At 40.9% G+C, this 12688-nt stretch carries 5 protein-coding genes; all 5 read right to left on the bottom strand.

Going from position 1 to position 12688, the window contains the following annotated elements:
• Nucleotides 1–267: 267 nt before the first annotated feature.
• The 5 genes from ORQ98_RS01555 to ORQ98_RS01535 are packed head-to-tail and all read right to left on the bottom strand — an operon-like array spanning nt 268 to nt 12485.
• Nucleotides 268–1143: a CheR family methyltransferase gene (locus ORQ98_RS01555; RefSeq protein WP_274687013.1), complete on the bottom strand. Its 876-nt coding sequence runs from the start codon at nt 1141–1143 to the stop codon at nt 268–270.
• Between the two features lies 1 nt (nt 1144).
• On the bottom strand, nt 1145–7618 hold the full coding sequence (locus ORQ98_RS01550; RefSeq protein ID WP_274687012.1) for a HAMP domain-containing protein: 6474 nt from the start codon (nt 7616–7618) through the stop codon (nt 1145–1147).
• 59 nt (nt 7619–7677) lie between these two features.
• Nucleotides 7678–8259 (bottom strand): response regulator, encoded by a 582-nt coding sequence (locus tag ORQ98_RS01545; RefSeq protein WP_274687011.1) that lies wholly within the window; start codon nt 8257–8259, stop codon nt 7678–7680.
• 22 nt (nt 8260–8281) lie between these two features.
• A complete protein-coding gene (locus tag ORQ98_RS01540) occupies nt 8282–8725 on the bottom strand; it encodes a response regulator (protein ID WP_274687010.1) in 444 nt (147 codons plus the stop codon).
• A 55-nt stretch (nt 8726–8780) separates the two neighbouring features.
• Nucleotides 8781–12485, bottom strand: coding sequence for a chemotaxis protein CheB (locus tag ORQ98_RS01535; RefSeq protein WP_274687009.1), 3705 nt, complete (start codon nt 12483–12485; stop codon nt 8781–8783).
• Between the last annotated feature and the right edge of the window lie 203 nt (nt 12486–12688).

Below are 12688 nucleotides of genomic sequence, written 5' to 3'. Positions count from 1 at the left end.
TAAGATTTGTAACTTGTTTTGTTTCTAAAGACTGTGATGAAAAAAGTCAATATCAATCATGAAAAGATTGAGTGTATGATTTTTAGTAATAATCTTACTTGCTTGAAATCATAAAGAGTATTTCGTATAAAAGTGAGTGTGTACGATAATTGATAGTCATTCTTATAGACTGTTCTCGAATTATGTTTATAAATACCCCTTCAGTATAGTGAAATTTTATTTCCTTCATTTGGAGTGTTTTTGATTAGATGTTGCGATTAAGTACTTTTAAATGCGCTTTTGAAAAATACTGTGCTGCTCGTCTAGTATTTTATATTGCAGGTGAATTGGTGTGAATCTTATGGTTTCTTGGGAACCAAGAATTAATGTACCGAATCGGCAAAGACTGTTATATAAAAGTTGGTGTACATGGCTGCGTAACTCTTCATTAAAATAAATCATGACATTGCGGCAAAAAATCACAGTAAACTCGTTAAAAGAGCTATCTGTTACTAAGTTATGCTTTGCAAAGACGACTCTACTGCGCAATTCTGGCGATAAAATAGCATGCTCATATTTGGCTGTATAATAGCGAGAAAACTCTTGTTTGCCCCCTGCTTTAAGGTAATTAGTTGTATATTCTTGCATCACTTGTAAAGGGAAAATGCCTGCTTTGGCTTTTTTAATGGCTGCTTCATTGATATCTGTGGCATAGATGGTTGCCTTGTCAGCAAGTTGTTCTTCTTGGAGTAGTATGGCCAGGGAATAAACTTCTTCTCCTGTAGAACAACCTGCATGCCAAATTCGAATGGAGGGATAGGTATGTAAAATAGGAATAATTTTTTCCCTAAAAGTCATATACATACCTACATCTCTAAACATAGAGGTAACATTAACTGACAAGTTTAATAAAAATCGTTCCATTACCTGTCGGTTATGCAAAATCTTATTTTGTAAATCTGAAACGAACTCGATATTTTCCAGTTCCATGAAGTTTCTGATTCGTCTTGCTAAAGAGGCTCGTGCATACTGGCGAAAATCGAAACCATAATGACGAAAAATTCCCTCACAAAGAAGATCAATCTCAATATCTTCTAAAATTGGTGCTGCATCCTGTTGTTCCAGATGCAAGTCTTGTTTGTTATTGACCTCAACGTTTTTCATTTCAACTCTGTTCTTTGTATAACCATACGCGTACAAGAGAAAGTAGTTGTTCTGTATCAATTGGCTTAACAATATAGTCTGATGCACCAGCATCCATGCATTTTTGCCGGTCTTCCTTCATGGCTTTGGCTGTGACGGCGATCATTGGGATATCGCTAAACTGACTTATTTTTCTAATGGCTTTCATTGTTTCGTAGCCATCCATCTCAGGCATCATTATATCCATTAGAATAATTTCTATATCTGGATGATTCTTTAATACGTCAATAGCTTGCTTGCCACTTTCTGCGTATAAAGTAATGCTATCATGTGCTTCAAAAATAGAAGTCAGGGTAAAAATATTACGAACATCATCATCAACAACCAAAATCTTTCGACCTGCTAGTTGCGGATCATTTTCATGTACCTGTTGTAACATTTGCCTTTTTGACTCGGGTAAATTTGCTTCAATGCGATGTAAGAATAAGGCCGTTTCATCCAGTAAACGCTCAGGTGATTTTACATTTTTGACAATAATCGTTTCTGCTACTGAGCATAACCTGGTTTCTTCTTCGGGAGTAATCTCTTTTCCTGTGTACACAATAATGGGTAGATTAACCAGAGTTTCTTGTTGTTTAATATTTTCTATTAATTCAAAGCCACTCATATCAGGCAATATTAAATCTAACACCATGCAATGAAATTTTTTCTCATTTAAAGCGGCTAGCCCTTCTTCTGCAGAAGCAACAGCGGTTACTTTTACATCGCCGTTACCAATGAGATCGATAATAGCAGATCGTTGTTTTTCATCATCTTCAATAACAAGCAGTTGTTTTTCCTTTAACTGTTGAAACTCAACAATTTGATCAAAGACATCTTTTAAACGACCATCGTCTAATGGTTTTTGCAAACAGGATATTGCACCTTGTTTAAGACTGCGTTGAGTCACATCATCAATCGATACAACATGTACTGGAATATGGCGAATTTTAGGGTCATGCTTGATGCGGTCTAACACTGTCCAGCCATTCATTATCGGGAGTTTAATATCTAAAATAATGGCATCGGGACGATACTCTTGTGCGCAAAATAATCCAGCATCACCGCGAGAGGCGACAATTCCCTTAAAGCCTTTTTCTCTGGCATGTTCTAGTAATATTCTGGCAAAATGGTGGTCATCTTCAATAATTAATACGGTACGATCGCCAGGCTTCAGGTAAGTGCGATCATCTTCTATTTCGGTCAAAGTGTGCTCGATAACTGTTTGACTGGTTGTTTTATCAAATACGGTTGTTTCAAACAAAGGGAGGTTTTGTTTTTTGGATTCATCAACTACTTGCCATTTTTCTGTGCTGTCACTCAAATGAGGAGCACCAGGATAAACTTGTGGTAAGAAAAGGGTAAACGTACTACCTTTACCCACTTCACTTTTTAATACAATTTCACCACCTAATAATGTTGATATTTCGCGGCTGATGGATAAACCTAAACCGGTGCCACCAAACCGACGGCTGGTAGTGCCGTCGGCTTGCTGGAAGGCTTCAAAAATTAATTGGGTTTTATCGGGTGCAATCCCAATGCCGGTATCTGCAACTGAAAAAGCGATCACCATTTTTGCTTCATTTAACGTGTGGATATGATCACTCCAACCTGAGTTAGCAGGGTGGATAATAAAGTTTACTTGCCCTTTATTGGTGAATTTTATGGCATTCGATAAAAAGTTTTTAATGACTTGTTGTAAGCGTTTTTCATCAGTTTGAATGGCAGCAGGTAAACTGCTATCAATTTCGGTATTAAATTCTAAGCCTTTATTTTCAGCCATTTGTTGAAAACCACGTACAGCCCAGTTTTGGATGCGATGAAGGAAAATATCACTAATCTGAACTGACATTTTACCTGCTTCAATTTTGGCAAGGTCTAAGATTTCATTAATTAATTCCAGCAGCTCGATACCAGAATCGTGAATCGTATTCATTTTCTCAATTTGTTTGTTTGTCAGGTTTTTATCGATATTTTTTCGTAAACCATCGGATAAAACCATTAAGCTGTTAAGCGGAGTGCGTAATTCGTGAGACATGTTTGCCAGAAATTCAGACTTATACTTTGAAGATAAAGCCAGTTGTTGGGCCTTTTCTTCAATTTGGGCTTTGGCTTCTTCTACTTCTCGGTTTTTCTTTTCTACTTCTCGCTTTTGCTCTGCTAATACTTGTGATTTTTGTTCCAGCTCTTCATTGGTTTGTTGTAGTTCTTCTTGCTGGCTTTTTAGTTTTGTTTCTGATTCTTTTAAATTTCGTGCCTGGGCTTCAAGTTTTTCATTGGTTTCTTTAAGTTCTTGTTGTTGCGCTTGTAGTTCTTGAGAAAGTGATTGTGAGGCACGTAATAGGCTTTCTGTTTGCGAGCTGGCGTTTACGGCATTGGCTACAACGCCAAGACTTGTCATTAATTGATCGAGAAAATTTAACACCACTTCACTAAAAGGCTCAAATGAGGCAAGTTCAATAACAGCCAGTAATTCATTTTCAAACAAGACGGGTAATTCAATTACATGCAAAGGTTTTGACTCACCTAATCCGGAACAAATTTTAATGTAGTCATTGGGAACTTGATGCACGATAATCCGTTTTTTCTCGCGAGCCGCTTGCCCCACCAAGCTTTGGCCAACTTCAAATACATTCGCCATGGCCTTTCGCTCGTGATAGGCATAACTAGCTAACAGCGCCAATTCAGGTTTTTTGGGGCTGTCGTCAGTACCTTGATCCAGGATATAATAAACCCCATGCTGTGCCGCAACTGTCGGGCAAAGTTCCCGAATAACCACCTCTGCCAAACTTTGTAAGCTTTTATTGCCCTGCATCAATTGGCCAAATTTAGATAAATTGGTTTTTAGCCAGTCCTGCTCGATATTGATATCAGAGGTTTCTTTTAGGGTAAGAATCATTTGATTTAAGCCATTCTTCAGGGTTTCTACTTCACCCCGTGCTGCAACATCAATACTGCCAGTTAGATTTCCCTTAGTGACTTCTGTTACCACTGTTAAAATAGACCGAATTTGTCGGGTGAGGTTATCTGCCAATTCGTTAACATTTTCGGTTAGGTCTTTCCAAATGCCTTTTGCATTGGGTACATCTGCTTGGCCTCCGAGCTTGCCTTCAGTTCCGACCTCTTTGGCAACGAAAGTTACCTGGTTGGCAAATAACGATAGAATGTCAATCATTGAGTTGATGGTTTCTTTCAGGGCCAATACTTCGCCTTGAGCTTCTACCGTAATTTTCTGCTCTAGATCACCACGGGCAACGGCAGCGGCTACCCGGGCTATATCTCGCACTTGATCAGTCAGGTTTTTAGCCAGTTTATTCACATTAAGAGTCAGGTCGCCCCATGCGCCAGTTACGCCTGAGACTTCTGCCTGAACCCCCAGTTTTCCTTCGGTACCCACTTCCTGAGCGACCCGGGTCACTTCTGACGCAAATTGCGTTAGCTTATCCACCATGGTGTTAATGGTATTTTTTAGTTCGAGAATTTCCCCGCGGGCATTGACGGTGATTTTCTGGCTTAAGTCACCATTAGCCACAGCGGTGGCTACAGTGGCAATATTCCGCACCTGGTTGGTGAGATTATCGGCCATGCCATTCACATTGTCGGTGAGCTCCTGCCATGCACCAGACACACCCCTTACAACCGCTTTACCGCCTAACTTGCCTTCGGTGCCCACTTCTTGGGCCACCCGAGTGACTTCAGAAGCAAACTGGGTCAGCTTATCTACCATGGTGTTGATGGTGTTTTTCAGTTCAAGGATTTCGCCCTTGGCATCAACAGTAATTTTCTGGGCTAAGTCGCCGTTAGCCACGGCAGTGGCCACGGTGGCAATATTCCGCACCTGATTGGTGAGGTTATCTGCCATACCATTAACGTTATTGGTCAGGTCTTGCCAAACACCGGCAACATCTTCAACGTTGGCTTTGCCACCCAAAACCCCTTCAGTACCCACTTCTTGGGCCACCCGAGTGACTTCTGAGGAAAACTGGGTTAATCGCTCAACCATGGTGTTAATGGTATTTTTCAGCTCTAGCACTTCTCCACGGGCTTCAACGGTAATTTTTTGGGTTAAGTCACCATTAGCCACGGCAGTAGCGACGGTTGCTATATTTCTTACCTGATTGGTGAGGTTGTCGGCCATACCATTCACATTATTGGTTAGCTCACGCCAAACGCCACCTACATCACGCACATAAGCTTTACCGCCTAACTTGCCTTCAGTGCCCACTTCACGGGCCACCCGGGTCACCTCTGAAGAAAACTGGGTTAGGCTGTCCACCATGGTATTGATGGTGTTTTTAAGCTCCAGTACTTCGCCGCGGGCTTCCACGGTAATTTTTTGGGTTAAATCCCCATTGGCCACGGCGGTGGCGACAGTGGCAATATTCCGCACTTGGTTGGTGAGGTTGTCGGCCATACCGTTCACGTTATTGGTCAGGTCTTGCCAAACCCCTGCTACATCGGGCACTTCCGCCTTGCCTCCTAGCTTGCCTTCGGTACCCACCTCTTGGGCCACCCGGGTCACCTCTGAAGAAAACTGCGTCAGCCGATCCACCATGGTATTGATGGTGTTTTTAAGGTCGAGTACTTCGCCACTGGCTTCTACGGTAATTCGCTGGCTGAGATCGCCATTCGCGACGGTAGTGGCCACGGTGGCGATATTGCGTACCTGGTTGGTGAGATTGTTGGCCATGTTATTAACATTGTTGGTCAAGTCTTGCCAGACTCCAGCTACTTGTCTGACTTCGGCGTTGCCACCTAACTTGCCATCTGTGCCTACTTCACGAGCCACCCGAGTGACCTCAGATGAAAACTGAGTCAGGCTGTCTACCATGGTGTTAATCGTGTTCTTCAGCTCCAGCACTTCGCCTTGGGCATCAACAGTAATTTTTTGGGTGAGATCCCCATTAGCGACAGCGGTGGCGACGGTAGCGATATTTCGTACCTGATTGGTGAGGTTATCCGCCATGCCGTTAACATTGTTGGTCAAATCGCGCCAAACCCCTGCGACTTCTTTAACCTCGGCTTTACCGCCTAACTTGCCATCAGTACCCACTTCTTTGGCAACCCGAGTGACTTCTGATGAAAACTGGGTGAGGCTGTCAACCATTCTATTAATGGTGTCTTTTAGCTCTAACACTTCGCCTTTCGCTTCAACGGTAATTTTCTGGCTTAGGTCACCGTTGGCAACGGCAGTAGCCACCGTAGCAATGTTGCGTACCTGGCTGGTCAGGTTATCCGCCATGCCGTTGACGTTATTGGTGAGTTCTTGCCAAACTCCAGCAACACCAGGCACTTTCGCTTTACCGCCGAGCTGTCCATCGGTACCCACCTCTCTGGCCACTCGGGTGACCTCGGATGCAAACTGAGTGAGACGATCCACCATGGTGTTAATGGTGTTTTTTAGCTCCAATACCTCACCTTGGGCATCAACGGTAATTTTTTGGGTCAAGTCGCCGTTGGCCACGGCGGTAGCGACAGTCGCGATGTTACGCACTTGATTTGTCAAGTTGTCAGCCATGCCATTCACATTATTGGTCAGCTCTTGCCAGACACCGGCCACATCCCTGACTTCTGCATTACCCCCAAGTTTTCCGTCAGTACCCACTTCTCTGGACACTCGGGTGACCTCTGAGGAAAACAAGGTAAGCCTTTCTACCATTCGATTGAGAGTTTCTTTCAACTCAAGCACTTCGCCACTGGCTTGTACGGTAATCCGCTGGCTTAAGTCGCCATTAGCCACGGCGGTGGCGACGGTAGCGATATTACGTACCTGGTTGGTCAGGTTATTTGCCATACCGTTAACGCTGTTGGTCAAATCCAACCAAACCCCTGATACGCCGCGAATTTTGGCTTGTCCTCCCAAAATACCATCAGTACCCACTTCTAGGGCTACCCGGGTAACTTCTGATGAAAAATTATTTAGTAACTCAATCATTTGGTTGGTGGTTTTTGCTACCCGCAAAAATTCACCACGAAGGGGTCGCCCCTCAATTTCTAACGACATAGGCTCAGTTAGATCACCTTTGGCAATCGCCGCGACGACACGACCAAACTCCCCGACAGGTTCAGCCATACCTTCTACCGTAGCGTTATAAGCCATCACAGTATTGGCCCAGCCCCCTTTAGCAGCGCTCACTGAAACCCGTTGGCTTAATTTACCTTCACGGCCAACAGCTTTACTGACCCGCTCAAACTCTTTCAGTATTATCTGGTTAAGCTCAACGCATTCATTAAATGCACGGGCAATTTCGCCAGCGATACCCACTTGCGTTTCTGGCATCCGTACTGAAAAATTACCGTTCCGATAGGCTCTTAAGGCTTTTAATAAATTGGCATGGTCAATAACTTCTGTTTTATCTTTCCATTCCTGAAGCGCCTGTAGAACCTGTTCGGTACTCGCTTCCTCAATGTTGGCAGTGCTTGAGTCCGTTTTTTTTCTTATTCTGGTTTTGACCACAGGTGCCTCCTGAATCCCTTACTTTGGCGAAAGGCGATAAATTATTTACAATACTACAATTACAAAGCGGTATTGTGTTTATCATGCTGGAACGTACACCAGTTCTGTTGTAGTTCTTCTATTTTGACTACGGCTTGAGCTAGCTCTGAAAGCAAATGGTTATCGGTAATATGATCTTTTGTTATCACTTTTTTTAGCGGCTTAAGAATCTCTGTTGAAATACCTTTTAATATATGTTCAATATTTTCAATGCACTTGATGCGTTGGGCTTGATGGACAAAAAAACTGACTTTACGGTACACTACCTGAGAATCTAATGGCTTTATTAAAAAGTCTACGGCACCGTATTGATAAGCACGAAGGGTTTCATTTTCACTAAATATTTTCCCTGTGACCATAATAACGGGAATATTGGCATGGGCAGGCGCTGCTTGAAGCGTTTTTAAAAATTCGAAGCCGTCCATTTCTGGCATGCTCACATCAAGCAAAATACAGCTGATATCATTATTTAACATAATCAGCAAGGCATCTTTGGCAGAAGTTGCTTTGAGTAGATTAACTTTTAAACTGGCTAATAAATCTTCCAGAACCAACAGGCTGGATAGTTGGTCATCTACAAGTAATATATTGATGGGTTGCATAGGTAGGGCTCTCATCTAATAGTTAAATAAACTTTTGTTGCGATAACTGAATCCAACCTTCAATAAAAAGCTGACAATTTTTAGTGAATGCGTTGAGATCTGAGGTTTTTTGAATATAAGCATTGCAGCCTAAAGCAATACATTCATAATAGTCGTGTTGTGATATGGAACCTGACATCATGATGATGGGAATGGTTTTAGCTGTCTCATCTTGCCGTAAGGTTTTTAAAACTGTTTTACCATCTATGCCAGGTAAACCAATATCTAACAGAATTAAGTCAGGTATATTATGAGCAGCATTGCGGTATTGATTTTTTTTTAAAGTCCAATCGATAACCTCTTGCCCTACTGGAACATGATGAAATGAGCCTTGATAATTCATTCTATTCAAAATGACTTGCATTGTTGATTTGTCACTCTCATCATCTTCACCCAATAACAGGGAAAAGTTATGGCTGGTTTGCATTAGATAAGCTCCCTACCTGGATTTTATATTGGTGATCGATATTCATTGCTATTTGTTACTGGTTGTCAATGGGGAGTTGAATAGTAAAAATAGTTCCTTCTCCTGGGGTTGAGTCTACGGATATTTTACCACTATGCTGTTCAACCACCGTTTTACAGATAGATAAACCAATACCGCTTCCTTCATATTGGCTTTTTGTGACCAGGCGTTTAAAGGGTTTGAAAATATTTTCTGACAAGCTTGGGTCGAAACCAATACCATTGTCTTGCACTTGAATAAAACAATACTTATCTTCTAGCCTATGTTTAATTGTAATTTTAGGTTTTTCTTTATCATTATATTTTAATGCATTCCCCAATAAATTTTGAAATAAATGGATTAACATGTTCTTATCACCAGCTATAGAGGGTAGTTGATCGCAGTGTAATTCAAAGTTTTTATTGGACATGCTGGGTGCAAGTAAGTTGATAGCCTGATCGACTACAATATTTAGATCAACAGTTGCTACTTTTTTCTTTTCTGAGTTGAACCTTGAAAATCGAATCACATCATCAATTAGGTTTTGCAGTGCATGTAAATTATTGTTTAAGGACTGGGCCTCTGTTTTTATTGACGGAATATTACTTTCTTCAATAGCCGTATTAAGGAAATGTAAATTATGCATGCTGTGTCGTAGTGGAGCTTTTAAATCATGGGAAACAATATGAGCAAATTGCTCTAATAACTCGTTTGATCGAGATAACTCATGTACTTGGTGTTGCATGTTGGCTTCAAGGCGTTTGTATTGTTGCATATCAATTAACTGACCAGCTAAGCGCCCATAATCTCTATCTGTTTGGTGTTGTGTTGAAAAATGGCATTTACACAGCATCCAATAGAGACTACGATCATATTTACGCAATGGTAAGAGTATTTCTAAAGTGCTTTGTTGTTCATATGCCTTGTTCAGTGTACTCAGCACATTGTTTGTATCATCTTCAAGCAAGCGCTGCCAAGTTAGAATTTCTTCATTTGAATAGCCGAGTTTTTGCCGGCAATGATGGCTTAAAAATAACTTGCTGTGTACTGTATCCCATTCAAAATAACCATCAGTTAAAGCATCTAAAACCGCCTGGAAACGACTTTCGCTGCGGGCTAAACTGCGTTGAGTTGCATAAAGTTTGCTGATGTTTAAGAAAGTAAGAATAATGCCTCGTTGTTGATGGCTGTTTTCATCCAGGTTTTCCAAACGATGAATCCGCATTTGGTAAATGACGCCATGCTCAGGAATAAACTCTTTTTCTATAATACCACCTTGAGTAAGCACCTGGTTGATATTAGCTAGAATACTTTGTACACCTTCTCCTGAAATGGCGCCAAAAGGACGGCCATAGTCGGATGGCTTAAAATTAAATAAATTAGCGGCTGAGTCAGAAAACTTCCGGATATGTAAGTTTTCATCTAAGAAAATAATACCAATTCCAGATACTTGTACAATACTTTTTTCGTCTGCTTCTATTTCTGCTCGCTCTAATTCTTTGGTTTGATGTTCAGCATTCACAGTAAAAAGTTCTTCATTAACTGACTGTAATTCTTCATTGGTGCTTTGTAGCTCTTCATTAGAAGCCATTAACTCTTCATTAGATGCTTGCAGCTCCTCGTTACTGGTTTCTAATTCTTCCACTGTGGTTTGTAAGCTTTCTTTGGTATATAGCAGTTCCTCTTCAAGGTCTCGCATTCTTACAGCTAGAGTGCTATTGGGATTAACTTCTTCAGTTTCCTCTTCTGGTTGCTGATCCAATACAGTATTACTTTGCTTCAAAGTAACAATAAAGTAATCCATATCTTTTGACGAGTCAGATAAAGGTCGTATCTCAACATCGACTCTATCGTATTTAATAAAGCCCTCAACAAAGCGAGTACGAATCGGTTTATAAGATTTATTCACCTGGTTGAGCATTTGAGTGAATACGGCTTTGGCTGGGCCTGATACCATTGAACGTAAATTAAGGTTGGCAGCACCGATATCCAGCTTTAACATTTCCCCAACATTGCCAAACACATGGAGAATATCGCCATTATGGTCAATTAATAAACTTGGAGGCACATAACGCTGTAATAGTACTTCCTGAGCTTGTTTGCTTTTGATGCTGAGGGGGGGGCTATGTCGTTTAGCGCTAGTAAATCTATATTGTCTTGACTCTAAGGAACTTAATTGAAACTCGGGCCGTTGATGACTTTCGCGATTTTTTTGGAAAATTTTATGAGTTGAATCTATGCATTGGTAGTCACAAGCATGTCTGCCAAGGCTTTCGCTGGAGCCTAAAAATAGCAATCCTTTGTTTTTAAGAGCAAAGGTAAATAAACTGAACACTCGTTGCTGAGCTGCCTGATTAAAATAAATCATTAAATTACGACAGCTGACCATATGCATCTTGGTAAAAGGTGGGTCTTTTAGCAGATTATGTTGAGCAAATACAATAGTTTTTCTTACTTCGGGTATTACCTGATAGTCACCACTGGGTAATTTTTTTAAGTAGCGCTCTTTATAAGGGCTATGTAAACCAATAATTTCACTTTTTGTATAAATGCCTTGGGCTGCACTGGCTATTGAGTTTCGGTGAATATCGGTAGCAAAAATTTTAAACGATTGAAGGATGTTTTCCTGTCGAAAAATATCATGAATTAACATTGCCAGGGAATACGCCTCCTGCCCAGTTGCGCAGCCAGGTACCCAGATGCGAGTTTCTTCATTGCTTTCAGATTGAAGTGTTTTCAGTAAATCTGGTATTTTTTGGCCTAAACTTTGAAAAGCTTCTGGGTCCCGAAAAAACTGGGTAACTCCTATTAATAAGTCAAAGTAAAGTGCCTCTAGCTCTTCTTCATCGGATAACAGAATATTGGTGTAATCTTTTAGTGTTTCAGCTTGAATCATTGCCAGTCGTCTTTCTAATCGACGTACAATGGTTGAAGGTTTATATTCAGAAAAATCTAAATCAAACCGGTTGTTTAGCAGCACAATGATATCTGTAAATCGACCTTCATTGGCTTCCAAGGAACCCAGTGCAATTTGTTGGGTGGCCTTGATGGTGCGCTTGGAATATTTAATTAACGCATCAGGAATTTCATCTGTCGGTAAGGAAAGATCAACACATTTGGTTTTGTTGGCATTACGTGGCATGCTATCGAACTTGCAGCAGTCAAGATTTTGGGTAATGACAAAACCCCCACTATCATGAATAAGTTTAATGCCTTTACTGCCATCGGAACCACTACCGGATAGGATAATCGCAATGCTTTTATCTTGATAAGTCTCTGCCAGTGAACGAAAGAACGTATTGATTGGCATATTGATGGTATCGCTATGTTCTCGTTCAGTGAGCAATAATTTACCATTTGAGACAATCATTTCTTTTTTAGGAGGGAGTAAGTAGATGTTGTCTTTTTCAACTGGCATTTGGTCTTCAGCAATATGAATCGGTATGTCGGTTTTTCTCGCTAATAGCTCATTCATTAAGCTCTTATAATCTGGTGACAGGTGTTGAATGATGATAAAAGCCATACCTGTTTGTAATGGCATGGCTCGGAATAACTCTTCTAATGCCTCTAAACCGCCTGCTGATGCACCAATACCTACGACATATTCAGGCGCTTTTGTTGGTAGTATTGCAGGTTGCTCTTTGTCCTGACTTTGTTCAGTTGTTGTTTTCGTTTCATCTACTACTATATCTGAAGAGTTGGCAGCATTAATTCTTACATCTTCCTTGCTTTTATCTTCCATTAGAAGGGTTTCCTTTAATATTGATATTGATCCAGAATTTGACTGAGCTGCTCAATATGTATGCTGCATGACTATTTTCTTATAATTGCTGCCACATTATCCTTCTTGTTAAGTATTATCTAACATTCAGGCTAATATAAGTGCTATTTCACTCCTATGTATGGCATTAAAACATGTAATATACCGTACAGGCATAAAAAGTA

Source organism: Spartinivicinus poritis, assembly GCF_028858535.1.
Classification (GTDB): Bacteria; Pseudomonadota; Gammaproteobacteria; order Pseudomonadales; family Zooshikellaceae; genus Spartinivicinus; species Spartinivicinus poritis.
The sequence above is the reverse complement of the archived record's forward strand: the minus strand, read 5'-3'. Positions and strand labels throughout refer to the sequence as shown.

Bases quoted from the DNA above. Each gene is read 5' to 3' on its own strand.
- ORQ98_RS01540 (WP_274687010.1), bottom strand. From the start codon at position 8,725: ATGCAAACCAGCCATAACTTTTCCCTGTTATTGGGTGAAGATGATGAG.
- ORQ98_RS01535 (WP_274687009.1), bottom strand. From the start codon at position 12,485: ATGGAAGATAAAAGCAAGGAAGATGTAAGAATTAATGCTGCCAACTCT.
- ORQ98_RS01555 (WP_274687013.1), bottom strand. From the start codon at position 1,143: ATGAAAAACGTTGAGGTCAATAACAAACAAGACTTGCATCTGGAACAA.
- ORQ98_RS01545 (WP_274687011.1), bottom strand. From the start codon at position 8,259: ATGCAACCCATCAATATATTACTTGTAGATGACCAACTATCCAGCCTG.